The sequence below is a fragment of the Acanthopleuribacter pedis genome, assembly GCF_017377855.1.
Taxonomy (GTDB): Bacteria; Acidobacteriota; Holophagae; order Acanthopleuribacterales; family Acanthopleuribacteraceae; genus Acanthopleuribacter; species Acanthopleuribacter pedis.
This window is the reverse complement of sequence record NZ_JAFREP010000037.1, coordinates 1-24790: the sequence shown is the minus strand read 5'-3', so window position 1 is coordinate 24790 and position 24790 is coordinate 1. Positions and strand designations below refer to the sequence as shown.

Here is a 24790-nt window from a genome sequence, read left to right as displayed (position 1 = left end):
CGTTGGTTCCACGCCGCGCGAGCCGCGCACGCGTTTTCTGTTTGCGGGTTAAAATATGCCCCAAGTTTAAACCGGAACTCAGGTCAATTTGAACCTTGCAGATTCAACCCTTTTTCCATAAGGAAGTTTCATGAATGTTAAACGCCTTTTTTTATGCCTCCTGGCGGCGGCTTGTTTCAGCCTAACCCTCGCCGAAGAACCCAAACGGCCCATGACCTCGGAGGACCTCTGGGCCATGGAACGGATCGGCGCCCCGAAGCTGTCGCCCGACGGTCGCTGGGTGGTTTATACCCAAACCGTTTTCAGCACCGACACCAATAATCGCGACAGCGACCTCTGGTTGGTCCCCAGCGACGGCACCGCGCCACCGCGCCGCTTGACCTGGCGCAAAGGCGGCGACAGCAGCCCGGTGTGGCGCCCCGACAGCGGAGCCGTTCTGTTTAAATCCAAACGCGGCGACGGCCCGTCCCAATACCACCTGCTCCCCATGAATGGTGGGGAAGCCCGGCCCTTAACCAATTTGCCGGTTAGCCCGTCCGCGGCCCAATGGTTCCCCGACGGCAAACGCCTCTTGTTTATGGCCAAAACCTGGCCGGACCTGAAGGACGATTTCGAGGCCGTCGCCAAACGTCTGAAGGAACAAAAAAACGACCCCACCAAAGCCAAGATTTCTAACTCTCGGTTGTACCGATACTGGGATCATTACCTCACCGACGGCTCCCGCAACCATCTGTTCGTGTTGGATGTCGCAACCGGCGAAGTGCGGGGTCTCACCACCGATCACGATTTAATGTTTCCCTTTTTCAGCCCCGGCGACAGCTTCGACCTTTCACCCGACGGCACCAAAATCGCCATGACCGCCATGAAAGGCGGGCCCGACTTCCAAGAAATCAATGCCGATGTGTTTGTGCTGGACCTCAACACCAACAAACTCACCGCCATCACCGCCGACAACCCGGCTTTTGACGCCGGGCCCGTCTTCACCCCCGACGGCAAGTCCCTGCTGTACCAACGCAACCAGCAAGTGAACATCGCACCTGACCGTGCGCAGCTCGTGCGCTACGATTTCGCCACGGGCAAATACGAAGCCATTCTGCGCGATTGGGAAGAATCCGTGGGCGGGGTAACCTTCACCCAGGACGGCAAAACCGTGATTTTTAGTGCAGGCCTCAACGGTCATACCCAGCTCTTTTCCGCCCCACTCAAAGGCGGCAAGGTCAAAACCGTTTTCGGCGAACACACCAACCTCAATCTACACGCCGCCGCCGGCAAGCTGGTGTTTACCCAAGAATCCATTGGTTTCCCCGCCCGCTTGCAGGTGTTGCAAGAAGGGGAGAAGACCCCGAAACTGCTGGCCGATCCCAATGCCGAACGCATGGCCGGCCTGGACTTGGGCCATTTTGAAAGCTGGACCTTTTCAGGAGCCGACAACGCCGAGGTCCAGATGTTTGTTGCCTTTCCCCCGGGCTTTGACGCCGAAAAAAAATGGCCCCTGGTTCACATGATTCACGGCGGACCCCACGGCGCCTTTATGGACCGCTTCCATTACCGCTGGAACCAAGCCCTGTTCGCGGCGCCCGGTTATGTCGTCGCCGCGGTGAATTTCCACGGTTCGACCGGTTTCGGAAAAGATTTCACCGCCTCCATTCTGGGCAACCACGCCGAAAAACCTTTTGAAGACATCATGAAAGCGACCGATGTCTTGATCGGCAAAGGCTATATCGACGCGCAGCGCATGGCCGCGACCGGGGGCTCTTACGGCGGTTACATGGTTTCCTGGATTTTGGGGCATACCGACCGCTTTGCCTGTCTGATTAACCACGCCGGTGTCTACGACTTGATGGGCCAGTTCGCTTCCGACTATACCTGGGGTCGTGCCAACAACTACGGCGCCGCGCCCCACACCGATCCCAACCGGATCGACCTGTATTCACCCAGCCGCTACGCCGCCAACTTCAACACCCCGACCCTGATCCTCCACGGGAAAAAGGACTACCGCGTTCCCTACACGCAAGGGCTAAACTTGCACGGGGTGTTAACCGCCAAGGGTGTGCCGTCGCGCCTGGTGGTTTTTCCCGAGGAAAACCACTGGATCCTCAAACCCAAGGCCGGGGTGCTGTGGTGGAAGGAAGTCCATGATTGGCTGGGCCACTACTTAAAACCCGGCTCCTAAGCCACCTGAAGGCACGTGAACCCCGCATGGCGATGTGCGTGCACCTTTGGCACACGCCGGATCAGCCCCGCCGAACATGGCGGGATGGTGGATCCTAGGCGAACATAGCGGTGGGGATCGAGGGCAAAGGGTGGCCGGTACTTGATCCGGTTCGTCCTGAAGGACGAACACACCCCCATCCCGGGCCCACCATTTATTTAAAATGTTCGCCGGCGGCGGACCACAACCCGCTGTCCTGTAAAGACTAACTATGGCAGCGAAGGGTCGGGCCCTTTGAAAAAGGGACCTACCCTGGGTCACCGCGGTTCCCCAAAAGCAGGCGCTGAAGGTGCCGGCAAAAGGGGGGTCACCGCGGTTCCCGAAACGCAGGCGCTGAAGGTGCCGGCAAAAGGGGACCACCGCGGTTCCCCAAAAGCAGGCGCTGAAAGTGCCGGCCCCGTGGCCGCTTGGAATTACCCCATTTAGATTTAAGGTGCCTCGGGATTCCCAAGCCACCTTAACCGCTCCCTTCAGAGACCCGTCCCGCCACACATCGCACGCCAAAAAAGAAGCGCCCTACCGCCGACGCGGCACAGGGCGCTTATTTTTTGTGGTGTCGTAAAGCGGCGCGCCTTAAGGCGCCAAACCCAAATGGCTTAAGAAGGCATCGCTGTTTGGTTGGCGACCCAGGAAGCTTTGGATCAGATCCATCGGCTCGCGGGTGTTCCCCATGGCCAAAACCTCGGCACGCAACGCTGTTCCGGTTTCGCGGTCGAAAATGCCCGTTTGCTCAAACCGGGAGAACATATCGTCGGCATATACCCGGCTCCACAGATAGCCGTAATAACCGGCCGCATACCCGATCAGGTGACCGAAAGAAGCCTCAAAGTGGCTTTCTGGAACCGGGTTAAACAGCGTGTATTCCCGCTGCAGTTCCTTCACCAACTCCGTGATGGGCCGCGCCGCATCATCCGCCGCGTCGTAGCGATCATGCAGCGTCATATCAATCGCGCCATAGAACATTTGCTGCTGGGCGTCGATACCGGAGTTCAAATGGCGTCCCGCGATCAGTTTGTTGATTAAATCCTCGGGCAACGATTCGCCCGTTTCCCAATGATGGGAAAGCTTGGCCAAAGAATCCGCTTGCCAGACCCAATGCTCCATAATCTGCGACGGCATTTCCACGAAATCACGCATCACCGAGGTGCCGGAGAACCCGGAGATGGGGGAAGTGGTGAGGATTTGGTGCATCAAATGACCAAATTCGTGGAACAGCGTTTCCACCTCGCGGTGGGTTAACAACGAAGGCCGCGTTTCATTGGGTGGGGTGAAATTGCAAACCAAAGCAGAAAACGGGGTGGCGTAACGGCCGTCCGGCTGTAACTTACCCGACTGAATATCGAAACAGGCCGCGTGGCTGTATTTGTTTTCGCGCGGGTGAAAGTCCAAATAAAACAGACCAACCCGTTTGCCATTCTCGCACACCTCGTAACCGCGAACCTCGGGATGCCAAACCGGCAAGGCGTCGTCGCGTTTGATCTCGATACCGTAGAGTTGCCGCGCCAATCCGAACAAACCGGCGAGGGTGTTTTCGAGCGGGAAATATTGTTTGACCTGCTCTTGGTCGATTTGGTACGCCGCCTCACGCAAAGCATTGGTCACAAACATTCGATCCCACACGGGGATGTGGTCGACCCCGGCAAAGTCACACAGCTTTGCGTAATCTTGCTCGGCTTTTTTCTTAATTTTGTCGCGCAGGTCCTCATAGAAGCCCCAAACCGTGGCGGGCGTTTTCGCCATCACGCTGTCCAGCTTGTACTGGGCATAGGTATCGTGACCCAAGAGCTTGGTTCGTTTCTGGCGCAAAATGAGGATTTCCTTCAAAAGCTCATTGTTTTCCGGGTAAGCGCGGTTCGTATACAGTTTATACAGGCGCTCCCGCAGCGAGGACGATTTGGCAAAAGTCATCACCGGCATGTAACAGGGTGACTGCGTATTCAGTTCGTAATCACCGTCTTCCGTTCGATAACGGTCCATGAAATCGTCGGGTAATCCATCCAGTTCCGCCTCAGGAACACGCAACGTTGGGTTGGCGGTCGAGATGTTTTTACTGAAGGTCAGCTCTTTCTCGCTGAGTTGATCATCGAGTTCTTTTAAGACCGCGCGATCCTCGGCGGAAAGCGCAAAACCATTCTTTAAATAATGATCCATCTCTTTTTCAAGAAACCTTGCCGCCACCGGATCGAGGGACACATCACCGGCATCGACCCGCTTCTGGAACGCAGCCAAGGATTGGAACAAAGCTTCATCCAGGGCCAGACCGTTCAAAAAAGCGAACAAATCTTGAACCGCGGCCTGGCAGGCCTCGCGAATCGCCGCGTCGGGATGGGTTTCGTTGAGTAAATAAAGCGGGGACAACACCCGACCAATGGCGAAGTTCATATCGTCCCGTTTCAGGAGGCGGCCATTCTGATCGTCATCAGCACTCGCCAAAATAGCTTCTTTTGCGACCTGGACGTCATCTTTCACACGCTGCGCCGCTTCCTGAACCCGTTCTGGGGTAACCGCGGCAAAATTAATCGGCTCCAGGGTGGGCGCGAAAAAGGGATTCATAAGACCTCCGCAATGTATTTGTCATAAGTGCCGCTTATTGTAGCAAATGGTTCGCCAGGTCCAGTAAGAAAGGATGATGTCGGCATGCCGACAAACACATCAAGACATAATAAGACTTTTGGTTTTCTTTTTTTAAACCCCGCAAACAAGACAGCGACTCACCGAGGGTGACCTGAAAAAGATGTCTTGTTTTTCAAGACGCAAACCCAAAACCACGCGCCCGCTAACCCAAGCAACCCGCGAAATGCTTCACGCCAGACCAAAGGACAACACTGATCAATCCATACGGCCCGAAAACCCCTGCTCACAACACACAGGGCCATGAAGCGGGTAAAATTCAGCGCAAAACCAGCCTTTCTGAAGCTCGCTCAGGCACGGCCACCATGGCATTTTTTCGCGTTAATCAAAGCCTTAAAAAGGGGAGAGGTAACCTGAAGAAAGCACCCTACACGACCTGCTTCTCAGATGTCACACGAGACCTTTAGTAAAACTTTATAGTTATCCATTTTTCAACTATAAAATCATAGTTAATAGTTTCAAATCAGGTCATCACACGGCAATTGAAAATACATAAAGTTAGGCATGCTAAATCACCAATAAAAGGTTGCTTTTTGGATTAACCTCTACCAAAACCTTAGGCTTTATAAAGCTTGCTTTCCACCAGGCATTTCGCAACTTGGGTGCAGTAGTTGCCGGCGAAACGCTTTAAAGAGGTGCGAGACAATGTCCTGGCTTGTCGCGAACAAGGACGCCTTGTTCCCACTTGAAAAAAACGGTGCTTCAGCCAGACCGGATCACGAAGCCCACCAAAACAAAGGAACGAAAACGACGGCTTGATTCAAGATTCGGCACCCTCGGACTCCTGAAACAAGGAATGCCGACTTCAGCCATAAAAGAACCTTTGCCAAAAGTCCACTGGTTAAGCGCACCTCATAAAAATGTTTTGCCGGATAACGACCGCTCCCCAACCGAGATAACGGGCTTTTCCACACCGCAAGATGATTTAGTCCGTGAGCACCGCCTTGCCGGCTTGGTAAAAACCTTCCCGGTCTACCGGGAGAACCGACCCTGTTTAGGAGAACGGTCTCTCGTTTCAAGCGTTAACGGGCGGGAATTCGCGTAATTTGCACATTCCACTTCTGGTTACCACGTTGCATCAGGAGATTGTGTCGCTGACCTGCCTGACCGGCCAAGGCGCGTTTGGCGGTATCCAGGCTTAAACCGGACAAATTACGACCGTCCACACTCAAGAGCCAATCACCTGCCGCAAGACCGGCGCGCGCGGCGGGTCCGCCGGGTGTAATGGCTGTAAGTCGCACATAACCGCCGCTAATTTCGTAGTTGAACCCAAAAATGCCTCTCGCGGCCGGCGCGGGTGCAGACCGCGGCGGGGCGACCCGAACCATGGTCAGGTTAAACTTTTGATTACCGCGTTGCATGGTCAAGGTACTGCGAACCCCTGGGCCGCCGCCAAGACGGGCATTGGCTTGGGGAATCGTTAAATTCGCCAGGGAATAGCCGTCAACGCTCAATAACCAGTCGCCCTGGAGCATGCCGGCCCGTGCGGCGGGGTAACCCGGCGTGACCGAACTAATGCGCAAATAGGCGCCTTCTTTAACCATATTAAAGCCAAAAATTCCGCGTACACCGGGGCCGGGGCCGGCCCCAGGGGGCGGGCGGGGCACCGGCGCGGGTCGATTGGGCGGGAGCGCACGGGTCAGGTTAACCGTAAACTGCTGCTGACCACGCTGAAGGATGAAACGGGAGGTTTTTCCAGGAGGACCCGCCATATAGGAACTTGCCTGCGTCGTCGTTAAACCGGCGAGCTGGTAACCGTCAACCGAGATAATCCAGTCGCCAACCTGGACGCCGGCGTGGGCGGCAGGCATGCCTTGATTCACGACCGTGATGCGTGCATAACCGTTCTCCATGGCATAACTAAAACCAAAGAGTCCTCGTTGGGACTGCGCCTGAAGCAGCGAGATCGGGGCCAAGAAAAAAAGTAACAACGCGGCAACATGTTTCATAAAGCCTCCCAAAGAACTTTATCGGTCTTTGACGGAATGCCTGAAATTTCAAAAGGAGGCCCATGGGGTTTTGGTGCGTGCCAACACAGGTCCCTTCAGGACCGCGGCTTCGGTAAATCGAAGCGACCCAGGGTTGCAGTCACTCCATGACCCCGGGCTGTAATAGGTTCTCGGTGCACCGGCCTGGGGCAGGGACAGCCATCCGTCGCCGGCTTGCGGCTTTTTAAACCAAACAAGAGTTGAATTCTCCTTGTTATCCCACGGGGATGAGCCTTTTTTAAGATTCTCGTCGACTTAAGCGCTAAACATCTGGGAACAATAAAGGTGCCTCCTCGGGACAAGGGAAGTGGCGTGGAATGAACACAACTTTACATAATATTCGTTATAGGCATTATTTCAGTAAGAAATAGGAGAGAGGTTTTTTCAAGATTTGGTTTCATCCAACCACATTCTCCCATCGCCTTGCTTGGTCGAGCCGCCTTCACCGTGGCGCTGCTACGCCGAAAGGTCGGCCCCGCGAATGGTCGGCCCCGCGAATGGTCGGCCCCGCGAAAGGTCGGCCCCGCGAATGGTCGGCCCCATGCGCCGTGGCTTGGTCGTCACCTTCGTACGCAAAAGGCTTTTTGCTTCTCGCGACGAATCCTCGTGAGAACCTCGGGCTAGGCCCGGATCAAAATTCGCCCATGGCTCCCGATACACCGACCCGGGTCGCGAACACCATCGTCGCATCCCGGCCAAACATTCGGGTTTGGCGACGCCTCCTCTCAGAGCAATGCGAGAAGATACTCAAGCGTGATCGCTAAAGCGGCCTATCTGTTTAGCGGGTGTTATCGCTAAAGCAGCCTATCGGTTTTGCGGGTGTTCGGACGCCCAACGCTCAAAGGTAAAGCACCTTCGGTACCCCGAGCCGCTCGACGTGCTCAGTGCCCTTACACCATTTTTTTCTTTTTTTGATTGTGACATCTTTGTCTCAAGCCTGGAGCGAAGTGGGGTCAAGGGTTCCCGGAAATGCGAGAAGCGTGACGGATCGCCGAAGGCGAACCGGCGCGATTTTCGCGTTGAGGACAACCCTTGAGGCCGCGTCGTGGAGGGCTTATGCTGGGATGTCACATTCAAAAAAACGCAACCTTCACCCGCAATACCCAACGTAGCGCTGCTACGCCGAAAGCCCTTCACCCGCGGCCGCGAACGCTCACGTCCCTGGGCGGATGTGGTTGAGGAAGCGCGCCGATTGGCCGGAATGGGTTTTAAAGAAATAGGTGCTCACCATCGGAAAAGAAGAATAATAGACCATAATTAGCGATGTGCGGTTTACCTGGTCTTGTTCGGTTCACCGAGAGGGATACGCAAAAGACACCCCTTTCGAAACCCAAGGGGCCGACGCGCGATACAGGCCTCCCCTTTCAAAGCGCCGACAATCAGCCCCGGGACCGGCCGATCACCACACATCTTCCAGCCAACCACCAGGCGCGTCGGGCGCGCGCCCGTCCCGTCATTGCGAAAAAAAATCGCCTTATTCAGCTTCGCGTTGCTGGGTTTTGAGGTCCGCCAATACCTGTTCAAGGGCTTCGATAAGCTCGTCGGCTTCAACCTCGGTCTTTTTGAACCGCATGGAAAAATTGAACGCCTTGTTACGCGGACGGTATTTGAAAACAAAAGGTTTGGCTTTGTCCTGTTTCTTGGCCGCGCGGCGCACCTCTTCCCTGCCCGCCCCTTGCGCGATCCGTTGAATCATCGCAAGCTGTTCTTCCAAGGTCTCGAGCCGTGCGACCCCAAGCAACATGGTTTTGGCCGTGATTTCGGCGGCAAGCGCCGCTTCGCGGACTTCCTCGGTCAGGTTGGTCAAGGTGAGCATTTCGGTGACGGAGGAACGGCTTTTGCCGATCTTTTTGGCAATATGCTCGTGGGTATAATTGAACTTCTTCAGCAGGACATGCAGGCCGTCCGCTTCCTCGAAGGGGTGCAAATCTTTACGTTGGAGATTTTCCACCAGGGCGATTTCAAGGATCTGGTTCTCATCGAGGTTTTTGATGACGCACGGAATCATCTCAAGGCCGGCGGCCGTGCTCGCGCGGAACCGCCGTTCACCGGAAATAATGCGGTAGCGGTTGTCCTCTTTGTTGACCAAAATCGGTTCCAACACGCCCTGTTCTTTGATCGAGAGCGTTAAGCTTTCGAGATCGCCCATGTCCTTGCGAGGTTGGTCCGGGTTGGGGAAAATTTGACTGAGCGGCAGGTTGCGACCCACCACCCCGCCGTCACGTTCGGTAATCAAATTATCGACATAATGGGCGCTGTGCCGCATCTTTTTGGTCGTCGGCAAGCCTCTTCTAGCTGACACGCTTGAGTACCTCCTCGCTGAGGTTCATGTACTGAACCGCGCCCGAGCTTTTGGGCGCAAATGTGAAAATGGATTCTTTGTAGGCGGGCGATTCTTCCAACCGCACATTGCGGGTAATTACCGTATCAAACACCTTGTTGCCGAAAACCTCGCGAATTTGCGCGAGAATATCGCGTCCTAGCACGGTTCGCTTGTCGTACATGGTAACGACCACCCCGAGTATTTCGAGGTCGGGATTGGTGCGTTTTTTGATCTTTTCCACCGTATCGAGAAGGTCGTCGGTACCTTCCATCGCGAAGTAGGAAGACTGAATCGGTACCAACACATGACTGCTGGCAACCAAGGCGTTCACCGTCAGCAAACCCAAGGTCGGCGGCGTGTCGATGATGATGAAATCAAAGTCGACGGCAACCTTCTCCAACACATCTTTTAAGCGAAACGGGGCGTCAAACTCGCCTTGCAACTGTTGCTCAACCCTGGCCAAACCGATTCCGGCCGGGGCCACGGACAGGTTCGCCATCGCGGTTTCGTAAACCGCCCGGCTCGGGTCGGCGCTCGGATCAAGCAGCCATTGGTAGGTATTGGGATCGTCGATGTCCTCGCGGAACGACATGGAACTGTTGGCTTGCGGGTCGAGATCAACCAGCAACACCCGTTTTTCCGCCAAACTTAGGGCGGAGGCCAAATTAATCGCGGTGGTCGTCTTACCGACGCCACCTTTCTGATTGGCAATCGAAATGATCATGCACCTATCCTACAAACATTGAATCAGTGTGAATCCGCTGGGTATTGTAGCTTAACCGAACCGGCTTCTCCACACCCGAATCGGCACGGCCGACCTTGCACGAGACGTGAAGGCTTGGCCGACAGGCAACGAGGAACCGCAAAAAAATTTGCACCCCTCCCCTATCCGCCTCGACGAAAAACCGGCTTGCGGCGAACGACAACCTTCTCGTTCCCTTCCGAGCAGGGAGAGGAAACAAACCCGATGGTGTTTTACCGGCCCAACTTAAACCGTGGTCACCTCGGGCGCGTTCGGTTGCGACCACAGATGCTCAATGGGTTCAGGGCACAATTCGCCACGCAGGGTATGCAAGCCGGTTCCGGTTACGCGAACGCGAACCGCTTTCCCATAAAAACGCTCCGGCTCGCCCACATCGGCCTTGATGTGAACCAACAAATTGTCGCGGGTGCGGCCGACCAAGGGATATTCCTCGCCGGGTTTCACCGTATCAATCAAGACGTTGGCGGGGTTGTCGACACGCGCTTGCATGCGCGCCTTCTGAATCTCGAGTTGGTGTTGTTGCAAAATTTTGAGGCGGTACATCTTCTCTTGCTGCGGTACCGAATCGGCGTGTTTGACCGCGCCGGTGCCCGGCCGTTCTGAATAGGCGAAGGAGAAGATGCGATCATAACCGACCTCGTCCAGCAGGGTCACCGTATCCCAAAATTCATGTTCTTTTTCGCCAGGAAATCCCACGATGAAATCCGAGGTCAGACTGAAGGGAATCCCCTCCAATACCTCGCGAATCATATACACCTTATCCATGTACAGTTCACGGGTATACTCGCGCCCCATTCGCTTCAGGATACGGCTGTTGCCGGATTGCGCGGGCAGGTGGATATTGGTGGCAATTTTGGGGCAATCGCGAATGGTTTCAATCACTTCTCGGTCGAAATCCTTGGGGTGCGGCGACACATAACGAACGGTCTCGAGCCCTGGCACATCGTTCATTTCGCGCAGCAAACGCGCGAAGTTCACCGTGCTGAAGTAGGAGTTTACATTCTGACCCAATAATTCAATTTCTTTAAAACCCATGCCGGCCAATCGGCGCGCTTCCTCAACCACATCCTCCCAGGGACGTGAGCGTTCGCGGCCGCGGGTGAAGGGCACGATGCAATAGGTGCAGTAGTTGTCGCAGCCTTCCATGATGGTAATACGTGCGCGGATCGAGGTGCCGCGCTTGGGGACATGGGAGGGGAACAAGTGGTTTTCGGGATCTTTTGCAACATTGAGCTGGCGACCCTGGTGGCCGTGTAACTTGCCGACCATGTCGGGCAGTTGCTTGAGGGCTTGGGTCCCGAGGACCAAATCGACATAGGGCGCACGTTCAAAAATTCCGCCGCCGTTTTGTTGGGCGACGCAGCCGGCCACACCGATGATCATGTCACCGTTGCGTTTCTCTTTTTCTTTTTTCAATACACCGAGGCGGGAAAACACTTTCTCCTCGGCTTTTTCGCGGATGGTGCAGGTGTTGAGCAGATAGACATCGGCGTCCTCAACCTTATCGGTTGCCTGGTAACCCATCTCGCCGAGGATACCGGCCATCTTCTCGGTATCGTGCTCGTTCATCTGGCAGCCCCAGGTTTCAATGAAATAACGCTTCTCAGTCATGATCCATCCTCAAAACAAACTTCAAAAAGCAACGCCTTGCGCGCGCGCAAGGATTCAATATACCACGAGCCTTTGGGGAGGGAAACCGCGGGCTGGGTGGACGAACCGCGAAGGGGCTTTCGCGTGGACCGATCCTGAAATTTCAACGTGGCCCCATGGGGATTTGCCGCGTGCCAACGCCCATCCCTTCAGGTCCGTGGGTTCGGTAAATCGAAGTGACCCAGGGTTGCAGTCACGCCGTTCCTTGACCCCGGGCTGTCTTAGGTAACCCCGTTGGGCTAGCCCGCATTGCTTACAAGGAATGCGGCCACAGGGCAACCCATGCGATTACGAGGGTTTGCCTTCCGCGGGGCGGCCTTCCGCGGGGCGGCCTTCCGCGGGGCGGCCTTCCGCCCTACTCGGTCGCGCCTTCTTCGCCTCAGCTGCTACGCCGAGAGGTCGGACCCCGAAAGGTCGGCCCCCGAGAGGTCGGACCCCGAAAGGTCGGACCCGCTAAACGTCGGACCCGCGAAACGTCGGCCCCCTGTGCCGTGGCTTGGTCGCCATCTTCGTACGCATCAGGTTTTCAGCTTCTCGCGAAGAATCCTTGTGAGACATGCGGGCTAGAACACTTTCGTCAAACCACCTGATCCACAGACCCCGTCATGTCGGCATGCCGACACATCGGCTACCCGCGCATCATGGTCGGCATGCCGACATTCTGCGACAACACCGCCATGTCGGCACGCCGACATTCCCCTTGTTTCGAATGCATGTCGGCATGCCGACATCAGGCCATAAAAGGACCCATCTTTTAATAACGAAGCAGCATCTTGATGTTGGGGCGATCCTGGGTAAACCGACCCAAACTACCACCCGGATCCACATGGGTGTTGGCCGGCTTTATCACGGTGCTGTACTTACCCTCGACGGTCACTTCAAAATAAACCTGGCAATCGCCGGGGCTGCTTTTAATATGTTGGTGGAGTTCACCCAGGGTCCCCTGATCCATTTCTTCCACGGCGAACTGGAACACACAACTGCGTACTTTCTTCGCTTCCCACTCGGAGAGTTCCCACACTTCCTGCAACATGACACTGGGTTTGTCGTTGCGGAAATCGACCTTTCCCTTCACAACCAACAGCTTGTCCGCGATCAGCAGATGCCGAAACTTGTCGAAGCTTTTGGGGAACACCACCACGTCGGCCACACCGTAAAAATCTTCCAGGGTAAGGAACGCCATCATGTCGCCCTTCTGGGTGGTGATTTTGCGAATCGACTGCGCCAAACCGCCGATGATGACCTCGTTGCCTGCCGCCATTTTTTCCAAATCCCGCGTATAACCGGTCGCGTGTTTTTTAAACAGCTTGCGGTAGGCGTCAAGCGGGTGACCCGAGAGGTAAAAGCCAAGGGTTTCTTTTTCGTATTCGAGCAGTTCCTTTTCCGGCCATTCGCGATCACCGAACTGCACGTAGCAGCGTTCCTGCGCGTTGTCGCCAAAGAGGCTGTTCTGCCCGCCGCGCGCTTCTTTCTGGGCTTGGTTCCCCCAGGCGTGGAGCTCCTCAATCGCCTCGAACATCGCCCGGCGCGGCAGCTCCATGAAATCGAAGGCGCCTGATTTAACCAGGACCTCGACCACCTTTTTGTTCACCTTGCGCAGATCCACCTTCTCGAAGAAATCAACCAGTGATTCGATCTCTTGGTTTTCCTTGACGGCGATAATGGATTCCAGCGCGTTGTCACCCAAACCCTTAATCGCACTAAGCGCAAAACGAATGTTGTTGCCCTCTACCGAGAACTTAGCGCGCGAGGTACGGATGTCGGGCTTCAACATCTGAATCTTCATTTGGCGCAGTTTATCCACGTAGTTAATGACTTTGTCGGTGTTGTCTTTATCAAGGGTCAGCAACGCTGCCATGAACTGAACCGGGTAGTTGGCCTTGAGATACGCGGTTTGGTAACTCACCAAGGAATAGGCGGCGGAGTGAGATTTGTTAAAGCCGTATTTGGCGAACTCCGCCATTTTGTCAAACAGATCGGAACAGGCTTCTTCCGGGTAACCTTGCTTTTTGGCGCCGTCGATAAACTCGATTTTCTTCTGCGCCATGACCTCGGCTTTTTTCTTACCCATGGCACGACGCAGCAAATCGGCGCCGCCGAGCGTAAAGCCGCCCACGACCTGGGCCAGGCGCATAACTTGCTCCTGGTACAGGATTACGCCGTAGGTTTCTTCAAGGATGGGTTTCAGTACATCCAGTTCGTATTTGGTTTCGGCGCCGTGGGCACCGTCGATGAAGATATCGACCATGCCCGAACCCAAGGGGCCGGGACGGTACAGGGCGTTCAGCGCGATGAAGTCTTCGAAACGCGTCGGACCCAGGCGAATTAGGATGTTTTTCATACCGTCGGATTCAAACTGGAACACGCCGTCGGTTTCGCCCTTGCAAAAGAGTTCGTAGGTTTTGGGGTCGTCGAAACTGGTAATGGTGTTGAGGTCGACTTCTTCACCGGTGGTTTCCTTGATGTTGTCCAACGCATAGGAAATCACGGTCAGGGTTTTCAGGCCCAGGAAGTCCATCTTGAGCAGCCCGATTTGCTCCGCCTCGTCCTTGGCGTACTGCAAACTGATGGTGCCTTTTTTGGGGTCCTTGTAAACCGGCCCCCAGTTGGTCACATCGCCGGGGGCGATAATGACACCGGCCGCGTGTACACCGGTATTGCGGCTCAAACCTTCGACTTTAATGGAGAGGTCGATTAACTCGCGAATACGCTCGTCTTTGTCGTATTCCTCGCGGAACTCCGGGCTTTGCTCAAGCGCTTTTGGGAGCGTAATGCCCAGGTCTTCAGGGACCAGCTTGGCAATACGGTTGGTCTCCTGGGGCGCAAAGTGCAGCGTCCGACCCACATCCTTGATGGCCATACGGGCTTTCATCGTACCGTAGGTGACAATTTGACACACGTTCTCGCGGCCGTATTTCTCGGTTACGTAGTCAATTACCTCGCCGCGGCGATCCTGACAGAAATCGATATCGACGTCCGGCATGGTCACACGTTCCTTGTTGAGGAAACGTTCGAAGAGCAGATCGTATTGGAGCGGATCGATGTCGGTGATTTCCAGGGCGTAGGCAACCAAACTTCCCGCCGCCGAACCACGACCTGGACCGACCGGTACACCCATTTCCTTTGCTTTGGCGATGAAATCCCAAACAATCAAAAAGTATCCAGGGAAACCCATGTCGTTGATGACCTGAATCTCTTCTTTGATGCGTTCGTAATAAAGCGGCCACTCTTTGCGCAGCACACCTTTTTCTTTCATGGGTTCGAGAACGGTTTTGCGTCGATTCTCAAAACCCTGCAGCGACACTTCCTCCAAATAGGTTTCCAACGTGTGGTGTTCGGGAATATCGAAAAGCGGTAGTTGGTAATCTTCCTGGAGCACGAAATCAACCATATCGGCGATGCGGCCCGTGTTGTCCACGGCGCGTTCGTAGCCCTTGAAGACCTCGCGCATTTCCTCCTCGGTTTTGAAGTAATACTCCTGGTTGGGAAAACGCCAGCGTTTCTCATCGTCCCGGAACGCGTTGGATTGAATGCAAAGCAAGATGTCGTGAACTTCCGAGTCTTCCTTGACCAAGTAGTGAACATCGTTGGCCGCCACACATTCAACCCCGAGTTTTTCCGCCATCCCGGCCAGAATCGGCAACATCTTGAGTTCATCATCTTGAAAGTGGTTTTCCAATTCGATGAACAGGTTTTCCGTACCGAACAGGTCGCGCAGACGGGTCGCATAAGCCAGCGCATCATCGTAGCGGTTGTTCATCAAGTGCTGGGGAATGTACGCACCGAGGTCGCCAGTCATACAGATCAGGCCCTCGTGGTGCAGTTCGAGCAGTTCCCAGTCAACCCGCGGTTTGTAGTAAAAACCTTCCTGGTAACTTTTGGAAACCAGCTTGCTCAGGTTCTGATAACCCGTTTGGTTCTTGACAAGTAAATTGAGGTGAAAGGATTCGCGCATGCCACCGCGATCCGCTTTGCTGCGTTTGATTTTGTCGTGTCTGCTACCTTGGGTCACATTGACCTGGCAACCCAAAATGGCCTTAATGCCGGCCTTGCGGCATTCGTTGTAATGGCGAATCGCGCCAAACATGTTGCCGTAGTCAGTGATGGCAAGCGCCTTCATCCCCAATTCTTTGGCACGCTTGACCAAGGGACCGATGCGACCACTGGCGTTCAACAACGAGTATTCAGAATGGACATGGAGGTGGACAAAATCACTCATAGCAAACTTCCCATCAAAACAGATCAAGCATTAATTAATGTTCAAATCACCCAAAATGGCATCGTTGTTCCGCCAATTCTCATTCACCTTGACATACAACTCGAGGTGAACCGGCTGGTCGAGCAAGGTTCGCAATGAACGGCGGGCGCCCTCACGGATCTTGGCAATCATCTGGCCTTGTTTGCCAAGCACAATGCGACGCTGGGTCGCCTTCTCCACGTAAATCACGGCGCTAATTTCATACACGCCCTCTTCCTCATGGTGGGTGAAGGATTCGATGGTTACCGCGGCGGCGTGGGGCAGTTCTTCGCGGGTGTAGTGCAAGATCTTTTCACGGATGAATTCTTGTGACATAAACCGCAGCGGTTGGTCGGTAAGGGTATCGGCTTGAAAAAGGAAGTCGCTTTCCGGCAGATAGTTACGTACAACTTCAATCACCCGGTCGCGATTGTCGCCGGTTTTGGCGGAAATGGGGATCAGGTCCTTCGGGGCAAAATCCGCGTGAATTTTTTCAAGGGTTGGGATGACCTTGGCTTTGTTGACCAAATCCATTTTGTTGGCGACGACCAAAACGGGCACCTCTTTTTTGGCGAGGAACTCATGGACAAAACGATCACCGGAACCCAAGGGCACACTCACATCGATAAAGTGAAGAACCAGATCGGCGTCGTCGAGGCCCTGATGGACCATGCGCATCATGACGCGGTTCATGGCGTGTTTGGGTTTGTGGATACCGGGCAAGTCAAAGAAGCCGATTTGGGTTGTGTCATCGTGGTACACGCCGAGAATGCGGTTGCGCGTGGTTTGCGGTTTATCCGAAACAATGCTCACCTTCTCACCGAGGGCCGCGTTTAAAAAAGTTGATTTGCCTGCATTGGGGCGGCCGGCAAGCGCAATATACCCGCATTTTTTTTCCAAGGGAAAACCTCCGTCGTGGGCTGTGTTGTTGGGCCACGCCCTCGCCCGTATTTCTCATTACTGCCGCGGAACTGAAAAAACCGTGGTACCTCAGCTTGCTTTAGGCGTTACCGTGTAAGCACTTAGGATGAGTTGCTTGAGCAGCCGGGGCGCGACATCAAGCCGACCAGGCGGGTCATGGGTCGCAACCTTCGTTTCCAGGGAATTTCAGCGCCCGCTTTTTCCCAGCCGTCGCGACCCATCGAGGTGCACGATACGAACTAGCCCGCATTTCTCACAAGGCGTTTTGCCGCGGGGCAACCCATGCGATTACGAGGGGCGGCCTTCCGCTTTACTCAGTCGAGCAATGCGCCACGAAGCGTTGCTACGTCGAAAGGTCGGCCCCACTCCGTTTGCGTTTGGTCGTAATCTTCGTACTCACGAGGCTTTCAGCTTCTCGCGACGAATCCTTGTGAGAAATGCGGGCTAGGAATGCCGGGCATTCAGCGATAGGATCATAACCCGTTCTGGGCGACATAGGAAGCGTGTGAGGCTTCAATGAGAAACGGCCGCGCTTTGGGCGTCCAAGACATCTCGACCCGCAAGTCCGAAACGGCCGCGCTTTGGGCGTTTTTCCACGGCGCCTCGACGCCTGAGCGGGAAATGGCGGCATCCAGCCGTTTTCAATAAAGCGGTCAGTGAAAACGGTTGCGGCCGCGTTTGTTTAAGTATCATCCGCGGGACGCGCTTCTTCTTTTTCCCGCGGTTTCACTTGGAACACCCGCTTAAAGGTAAGCTCCTGTTTTTGAACGAGCTCATTCAGCGCTCGCCGTACCACTGCTTCTTCCAGCGCCAAGGTTTGCGCCACCGCGGGGGCGTCTATTTCAAACCAATCCGCCTCGGCTTGCCGCGTTGTTAACCATCCTTGCAAGGCTTCCAGCGCGGCCGGATCGCTTGGGGGCGCGGTCGGGACCGGTGTCTTGGTGGGCGCGGGCCGATTCCCAACGGGCGGCACGAAGCGGGTGCCGACCAGCTCATCCGGCAAAAATTGCTGTTCGGTGTCGGGGTGGTTATGGGAATAGGTGTACCCTTTGCCGTGGCCCATTTCCTTGGCACCCGCGTAATGGGTGTCCCGTAGATGCTTGGGAATCGCGGCGCGAACACCTTTCTTCAGGGCTTCACGGGCTTTGCCGAGGGCGGCCACCGCTTGGTTCGACTTCGGGGCTTGGGCCACGTAAATCGCGGCCTGCGCCAGGGGGATTTGCGCCTCGGGCAGACCCAGAACCTGAACCGCGCGATAAGCGTGCCCCGCGACCACCAGGGCTTGGGGGTCCGCGTTTCCGACATCTTCCGCGGCCGTAATCAACAAACGCCGCGCCACAAACAAAGGATCCTCGCCGCTCTCGATGAAACGAACCAGGTAATAAACCGCCGCATCCGCGTCAGACCCACGCAGCGATTTTTGAAAAGCGCTGGCCAAGTCATAATGGCTGTCACCGCTTTTTCCGCCGTCAAGGGCTGTTCGGCTCATACACAACGCGACGTGCTCCTGATTAAGCGGTTTCTCTTGAACTTTGGCCAACATGGCCGCGCTTTCCAGCGTCGTGTACGCCAATCTCAAATCGCCGCCACACCGCGTGGCAATCCATTCGACCGCGTCCGCCTCGGCTTCCAGCTCGAGAAAAGCGAGGGCGCGTTGAATTCCGGCCTTAATCGCCGCAAGATCCAAGGTTTCCAGGGGAACCAATTGAACCCGTGAGCGCAAGGCCTGATTTAACGCAAAATAGGGGTTCTCGGTGGTGCTGCCGGCCAGGGTGAAGGTACCGGCTTCCAGAATGGGGAGCAAGACATCTTGCTGCGACTTGTTAAGACGATGAATTTCATCGATAAAAACGAGGGTTCGGCGCTGATACTGTTGCCACACCCCCTTGGCTTCTTCAGCCAAGGCACGAATGTCTTTGACACCGGCCGTTGCGGCATTAATCGAACGACCTTCCCAGTCCAACAATCTTGCCAATAAACGACTTAAGGTGGTTTTTCCGGTTCCGGGGGGACCGAAAAACACAACGTGGGGGATGTGTCCCTGGTTAAGGAAGGCGCCAATCATGTGGCGCGCACGACCTTGCCCGAGTAGATCGTCTATTGATTTGGGGCGAAGGCGTTCAGCAAGTGGCGGGGGCGGCTTTTGTTCGGCAAACAAACTCAAAGCGACACCTCTCCCACGCCATTGAAATCAATCTTTACTTCCCACGCTTGCAATGCATTTCTAGAGGCGACATCAGCTACATCGGCCAAGCGAAGCCCGGGTGCATAGACCCACATCGCGCCACCGCCGCCCGCGCCGCAAGCTTTACAGGCAACCCCTTCCCCCACCGACTCGGCAAATTTCGCCATGGCGGGATTGAGAATGTCCGGGCATAGATCGCGGCGTAGCCGACTTTCGGTCCGAACGGTTTCGAAAAAACCGCGCTCGTCCGACGCTTCCAGGCTCTCCTTCATCGCATGAGCATTGTCCGCTAAGGCGTTGAGCACCCGCAAGGTTTCGGGATCGCCCTCACAGGCGCGGGAAACAACCGACCAATTGTTGATGCCGGAATGGTGCTGTTGATCCGAATACACCAACAACAAGGGGTTTTTCGTCAAAAACGCGGGTACGGCCACGTTTTCCACCACCGGGTATCCACGATGGTAGTGAATCCAGTTCATCCCCCCGTAAATGGCCGCAATACCGTCCTGAGTCCCGGCGGGTTTACCCAGAAGACGGTGTTCCAAGACAGTCACTTGATCAAGCAAGACTTTCTCTTCCGGGCGGTTCCCAAGACTTTCGTTTAGCAATCGAACAAGCGCGACCAACAGACTGGAACTGCCGCCCAACCCGGAAGCCGGCGGAATGTTGCCGGTAACCTGAAAACCGAGTTGATCCGTGTCTTGCCCAAAATAGGTCAGCGCCTCATTGTACAACGGCCACGCGGCGAGATCGGTGATGTCACCGGCACGGTTGAGCTTGCCGCGAGCGTCCGTTATTGAAAGAGAGACACGGCGGTTAACGGCGATGTTCAAGGTGGCGGCGTGCCGGATCAGAAAACAAAGCGGCGGTACGTCCAGGGTTCCCCCCGCAAGATCGATACGGGCCGGTGCGGAAATGTTCATAAGGACTCCTGCGCGACAAACCGGACCGGAGGTCCGGCCGGATTACTGAAGGGTAACGTGGCCGATTGAACGCGATCACTGCCCCGTGCTAAAGGCGCGCGCGTAGGTGTAAAACATGCCCGCACCGTATTTGAGGGACGCTTCGGCGGGACTGTACCGCGGCGAATGAATGTTGGCACATTCGTTTTGATCACAGACGCCGAGGAAGAAGTACACACCGGGGATACGCTCGGCGAAATAAGCAAAATCCTCCGCGGCCATAATCGGCGCAACCGCTTTGGTTTCAAAACCGGCACGGTCGAGCGCGGCAACCGCTTTTTTGGTCCAGGTCGCATCGTTTTGGGTCGAGGGACACATGGTCTCGTTTTCGAAGCGGTATTTGGCGCCGTGGGCGGCGGTGACCCCGGCGATGACCTGATCCAAGTATTGTGGAATCAGGTCCCCTGTTTCCACATCTAAGGTGCGAATGGTACCCGAAAGAGACGCCTTGGCGGGGATGATGTTAAAGCGTTGCCCGGCGTTAAACTCGCCAAAGGAAAGGACAACCGGATCACGGGCGTCGGTGCGGCGGCTAACCAAGCTCTGGGCTTGGGTAACCACGGCGGCGGCGGTCACAATAGGATCAATGCCGTCATGGGGCGCCGAGCCATGGGCTTGTTTGCCCTCAATCGTTAAAAAGAAGCGATCCGAACGCGCCAGAATGCCGCCGGTGCGATATCCGACCTGACCCAAGGGCATGTTCCCCATGGTGTGCAATCCAAAAATGGCGTCGGGGCGGGGGTTGTCCAAGGCCCCCTCGGCAATCATCAGTGAGGCGCCGCCTTCCTCGCCTGGCGGCGGTCCTTCCTCGGCGGGCTGGAACAGAAAAACAAAGGTACCCGTCAACTCGGGATCGTTGCGAATCGCGAGCGCCGCGCCAAACAACGAACCCGTGTGAATGTCATGCCCGCAGGCATGCATGACGCCTTGGTGCTCCGAGGCATAGGGCAACCCGGTCGCCTCGGTTACCGGAAGGGCGTCGATGTCGGCACGAAACGCCAACACGGGACCGGGTTTTCCGGTTTCGTAAACAACCCGCAGGCCGGTTTTGGCCATACGTTCGATGCGCGTAAAGCCGGCGGCCCGCAATGTTTCTTCCAAAAAGTCCCGCGTCTTGAACTCGCGGTTGCTGACCTCGGGAAAACGGTGCAGTTGGCGTCGAACCGCGACCATTTCTTCATAATAAGCGTCGGTGGGTAGAGCGATCGGTCCGGTAAAACACAGAATCCATAAAAGCCCGGCTAGCACAATGAACCTCTTAAACAAGGGCTGATGCGTTTGAAACACAAAAGCTAACCATGACCGATTTTAGCGTGTTTGTCCACAAAAACTCATCGTTGACGCATCGCGTCTTGGCTAGCCCGCATTGCTTACAAGGATTCGTCGCGAGAAGCTGAAAGCCTTGTGAGGTCGAAGATAGCGACCAAGCCACGGCGCAGGGGGGCGACCTCTCGGGGTCCGACCTCTCGGGGGCCGACCTCTCGGCGTCGCAGTTGCGGCGGAGGCGGCTTGACCGAGTAATGCGGATGGCCGCCGCCTCGTAATCGCATAGCTTGCCCCGTAGCAGTATTCCTTGTGCGTGACTGAAAGTCTTGTGAGGTCGAAGGTGACGACCAAGCCACGGCGGAGGGCTACGGAGAAGGCGGCTCGACCGATAAAAGCGGGTGGCCGCCCCGCGGATAACCGCCCCGCGGATAACCACCCCGCGGATGGCCACCCCGCGGATGGCCGCCCCGATAATCGCGTAGGTTGCCCCGTGGCAAAATTCCTTGTGAGCAACGCGGGTTAAGCGCGTGCCGAGGACTCCGTCAAACGGAAACCGCCGAATTCGGTACGTTCCAGCTTGTCGGTTTTGTTGGCCAGATCGCGCACGACTTGTTCCAGGTTATGCATGTGTTCCGGCCCATAGGTATCCCGAAAAACGGCAACAATTTGTGCCATGGTGACTTCGCCATATCCCATTTTAAGAAGGGCGCGAACACACTCCAGAACCAAGTGCCGCCGATTGGGACGTCCACCATATCGGCGCACCTCCCCTTCCTCATCGCCGGCGGTCATTGTCGCTTTTTCAGCGGCAACCGAGGGCGCGGCGTCGGATCGGGGGTCCGGCTCGGACGGACTGGGCTTCGGTTCGGGCCGCGCGGGCTCCGGCGACCGCGCACGAGGTCCCGAATCGATATCGCCGTCAGCAGCGGACGTTTTTTGAGCCAAAGCTTGAAGCAAGCGAGCGCATTCAACAGGCTCACCTTCAATTTCCAAGGCCGGCAGATCGGGGTAAGACAACTTTATCTTCATAGCACGCTAGTCTAGCAAAGGAGCACGACACAAAGCAAGACACAAGAACAAACACAGACTCACATCAAGACACAGCGAAGACATGTACGTAGACTTAGCTTGCTCAAGATTTCACAACAAGACAAAGCCAAGCCTTCGTCTCTCTTTATGTCTTGCAGTCTTGACGGCTTAAGATAACGATTCAACCCACACGGATACAGGGCTTTCATAAGCCGAACATAAGGATCGGTGGGAACAGGACTTTACCCGCAACCACCTGCCTCGTAGCAGGTTAGGATTTGGTAAAATCTTATGCGCTCATCACCAATGAACGCTTAGGTTTTGGATGTTTGGTTGGGACTGGTGGTTAAGTCTGCCTCTTCTCGTAAGGGAGCACGCGTGAAGTGGACATCATGTCTTGGTGTGCGGCAAGTCCGTAGGATGCGTCAAATTTTCCGCTAGCATGTTCCATGAAAGGGGTTCCTTTGGTTATTTAAGCCATAAGCTTCGAGAAAAAGCCGGTCTCTCTCCGGGAGTCCAATTTAGGGTTCCAGCAGAGGCGGAAAACCGCCCGCATCATACCGAGGCAGATGGAAGGAAAAAATGGGTGGGCCCCGCCGCGGCGAAGCGCGCTCGGCAAGCCACGAACGGGAGGCCTTGTACCTAACCCGCATTTCCCGAAAGGAATTCTGCTACGGGGCAAGCCATGCGATTACGAGGGGGCGGCCTTCCGCATGACTTGGTCGAGCCGCCTTCGGCGTAGCTCTGCTACGCCGAATGGTCGGACCCTTGTGCAATCTCTCGGTCGTAACCTTCGTACTCTCAAGGTTTTCAGCTTCTCGCGACGAATCCTTGTGGGAAATGCGGGCTAAGTGTGCGATTCGGGTGGATGCAATTGGGCAAGTATCGGCTCAGGACGCGCCAAGGGTTGGCGCGAAAGGTGTTGGGAAAAGCGCACCAGGGTCGCGCACGACGCGTACCAGGAAGGCACGTCGAACATTTTTACTGCACCTTGCAGCGCAACGCTTGCCGCAGGACGCGCCAAACCTTGTGCAAGTGCGCCGCCAAGAATCGCTCAATTTAGGTTGTCGTCGGGGATGATTCACGGCAAGACTTCAGGGGCCGTTCACTTTGCGCGTTAAAGAATGTTTTCAATGTCTTGGTTTCCATCGCCCCGCAAACCGCCTAAATGGATGCCGGCCCGCGCGAAGCCGGCGAGAACGCTGTAAAGGGTTGCCGCCAAAGTGTCGCGAGCGATAGGGATCTGACCGTGCAGAAAGGGTGCCTCAAGATTTTCGAACCCTTTTCCCCTTCTTGATTTAACAGGCTCCCCCGCCTCATTAAACCGGCTCGCTTGAGCACGTTATCGGGTTTCAACGGACTCACCGGCACACGATTCAGCGTTCACCGCCGGAGAATCCAGCCCTTACCGGCCCACGATTCGGCGCGCACCTCTCCCCTGTTGCCCCGCACCACCGCACCAGGGCATGGCCCCGTCCAACATAAGGAAAAAGCCGGCATAGCGAGGCAACCTCGCCCCATCGGCAAAAGGTCACCAAACCGGGACCCGTCGGCCCGCCCACACCACGCAATCCATGCTAAGCTCCATCACGCAAGCGTCCCACCATTCAGAGCAACGATTTGGAGACATGGTGATTCAAGCGATTCATTCCGCCATATTTGAGCGCCACCGCGGTGCCGTTTCCTTCGGCTATACCCTCGACCTTTCCGGCCTCCATCAACGCCACGGCACCGTCCGCCAGGTAACCCAGGTCCACGGCGCCCTGGTTCTGGACGACCCGCACTACACGAGCAATCAAAATCCAGCCGACGGGCTGGTCACCGACTTGGCCGATACGGCGCTCGTGGTAAAAACCGCCGATTGCCTTCCGGTACTCGCCTCCGACGGCACCCGTCTTGTCGCCTTGCACGCGGGCTGGCGCGGCCTCAAGGCCGGAATCATCAAATCCCTGGCCGATTGGCTCGATCCACGGTCCGCATTTGTGTTTATCGGCCCCGCCATCTCCCCCTCTTGTTACGAGGTCGACGCCGATCTCTACCAATCCTGGCTACGGGATGATCCGGCGCTTGCCAATCAACTCTCCCCCGCCCCGGCCGGCGGCACCAAACGCCTGCTGGACACCAAGGCCGTGGCGCTACGCCATCTCCAGGAAATCGGATTCGCCCCCGAGGCCGTCGAATGCTCACCGACCTGCACGTTCCGCTCCGGTCTCCCCTCTTGGCGCCGCGAGCAACCGGACAAACGTCGGCTTTATTCATTCATCGTGCGGCGCAACTGACCCGCATTGCCGCTACGGCCTCTGTTTCACAAAACAAACATCCAGCGATGGCTCCAGTTGTCCCATCCGAATCCGTGCAGCGGTAACACGCGGGGTTCGAGATAGAACAAGCCGCTGGGAAAGCGACCCACGGCCCGAGTTTGGCCACCAAGCTAAAAGGTGTGTTGTGGGTTTGGTTGCAAAGGCAAATCTCTGGTTCCACCGTTTTTTATCGAGCCGGGCACATTCCGGCCTAACGGCCGCTGCTACGGCCGCGTTCAGCGGGGAGCATTTTTTCTCCTCAAAAACCTTCTTTTTGTGAAAGGCTTTTGAGGGGGCAATGCTGTTGGGATTGAGGTTACATC

14 protein-coding genes and 2 pseudogenes are annotated in these 24790 nt (G+C 55.8%); 4 read left to right on the top strand and 12 right to left on the bottom strand.

From position 1 onward, the window contains the following. Nucleotides 1-130: 130 nt before the first annotated feature. Nucleotides 131-2173 (top strand): S9 family peptidase, encoded by a 2043-nt coding sequence (locus tag J3U88_RS28485; RefSeq protein WP_207862415.1) that lies wholly within the window; start codon nt 131-133, stop codon nt 2171-2173. Between the two features lie 612 nt (nt 2174-2785). Here J3U88_RS28485 and J3U88_RS28480 read toward each other — a convergent pair. The 8 genes and pseudogenes from J3U88_RS28480 to era all read right to left on the bottom strand — a co-directional run bounded on the left by J3U88_RS28480 (nt 2786) and on the right by era (nt 16704). Further along, complete coding sequence (locus J3U88_RS28480; RefSeq protein WP_207862414.1) at nt 2786-4765, bottom strand: M3 family metallopeptidase; 1980 nt, start codon at nt 4763-4765, stop codon at nt 2786-2788. Between the two features lie 1100 nt (nt 4766-5865). After that, the gene (locus J3U88_RS28475; RefSeq protein WP_207862413.1) at nt 5866-6792 is read right to left on the bottom strand and encodes a PDZ domain-containing protein; all 927 of its coding nucleotides are present in this window, start codon (nt 6790-6792) and stop codon (nt 5866-5868) included. Nucleotides 6793-8305: 1513 nt separating this feature from the next. After that, nucleotides 8306-9133 carry a ParB/RepB/Spo0J family partition protein gene (locus tag J3U88_RS28470; protein ID WP_207862412.1) on the bottom strand — a complete coding sequence of 276 codons (828 nt, stop codon included), beginning with the start codon at nt 9131-9133 and terminating at the stop codon, nt 8306-8308. Further along, a complete protein-coding gene (locus J3U88_RS28465; RefSeq protein ID WP_207862411.1) occupies nt 9123-9878 on the bottom strand; it encodes a ParA family protein in 756 nt (251 codons plus the stop codon). The genes J3U88_RS28470 and J3U88_RS28465 overlap by 11 nt, the downstream gene beginning before the upstream one ends. 264 nt (nt 9879-10142) lie before the next feature. Beyond that, nucleotides 10143-11528, bottom strand: a complete 1386-nt coding sequence (gene miaB / locus J3U88_RS28460) for a tRNA (N6-isopentenyl adenosine(37)-C2)-methylthiotransferase MiaB (RefSeq protein ID WP_207862410.1) — start codon at nt 11526-11528, stop codon at nt 10143-10145. Between the two features lie 425 nt (nt 11529-11953). Beyond that, nucleotides 11954-12022 (bottom strand): annotated as a pseudogene (locus tag J3U88_RS35455) (pentapeptide repeat-containing protein); the annotation flags it as partial. Nucleotides 12023-12321: 299 nt separating this feature from the next. Further along, nucleotides 12322-15786 carry a DNA polymerase III subunit alpha gene (dnaE, locus tag J3U88_RS28450; protein WP_207862409.1) on the bottom strand — a complete coding sequence of 1155 codons (3465 nt, stop codon included), beginning with the start codon at nt 15784-15786 and terminating at the stop codon, nt 12322-12324. A 30-nt stretch (nt 15787-15816) separates the two neighbouring features. After that, nucleotides 15817-16704, bottom strand: a complete 888-nt coding sequence (gene era, locus J3U88_RS28445; RefSeq protein WP_207862408.1) for a GTPase Era — start codon at nt 16702-16704, stop codon at nt 15817-15819. Nucleotides 16705-17241: 537 nt separating this feature from the next. Here era and J3U88_RS34825 point away from each other — a divergent pair. Continuing rightward, nucleotides 17242-17373 carry a hypothetical protein gene (locus tag J3U88_RS34825; RefSeq protein ID WP_279382638.1) on the top strand — a complete coding sequence of 44 codons (132 nt, stop codon included), beginning with the start codon at nt 17242-17244 and terminating at the stop codon, nt 17371-17373. 34 nt (nt 17374-17407) lie between these two features. Here J3U88_RS34825 and J3U88_RS28440 read toward each other — a convergent pair whose 3' ends face one another. The 3 genes from J3U88_RS28440 to J3U88_RS28430 form a co-directional block, all read right to left on the bottom strand. Next, a complete protein-coding gene (locus J3U88_RS28440; protein WP_207862407.1) occupies nt 17408-18889 on the bottom strand; it encodes a replication-associated recombination protein A in 1482 nt (493 codons plus the stop codon). Then, on the bottom strand, nt 18886-19833 hold the full coding sequence (locus J3U88_RS28435; RefSeq protein WP_207862406.1) for a GHMP family kinase ATP-binding protein: 948 nt from the start codon (nt 19831-19833) through the stop codon (nt 18886-18888). Before J3U88_RS28435 ends, J3U88_RS28440 begins: the two co-directional genes overlap by 4 nt. Before the next feature lie 75 nt (nt 19834-19908). Continuing rightward, nucleotides 19909-21120, bottom strand: coding sequence for an amidohydrolase (locus J3U88_RS28430; protein ID WP_207862405.1), 1212 nt, complete (start codon nt 21118-21120; stop codon nt 19909-19911). 188 nt (nt 21121-21308) lie between these two features. On the opposite strand from J3U88_RS28430, the pseudogene J3U88_RS35450 reads away from it, so the two are divergent. Further along, nucleotides 21309-21416: pseudogene (locus tag J3U88_RS35450) on the top strand (hypothetical protein); the annotation flags it as partial. Between the two features lie 241 nt (nt 21417-21657). Here the strand turns inward: J3U88_RS35450 and J3U88_RS28425 are convergent. Continuing rightward, entirely contained in the window at nt 21658-21813 is a 156-nt protein-coding gene (locus tag J3U88_RS28425) for a hypothetical protein (protein ID WP_207862404.1), read from the bottom strand. A 1985-nt stretch (nt 21814-23798) separates the two neighbouring features. On the opposite strand from J3U88_RS28425, the gene J3U88_RS28420 reads away from it, so the two are divergent. After that, nucleotides 23799-24446, top strand: a complete 648-nt coding sequence (locus J3U88_RS28420; protein ID WP_207862403.1) for a purine nucleoside phosphorylase YfiH/LACC1 family protein — start codon at nt 23799-23801, stop codon at nt 24444-24446. Nucleotides 24447-24790 lie beyond the last annotated feature (344 nt).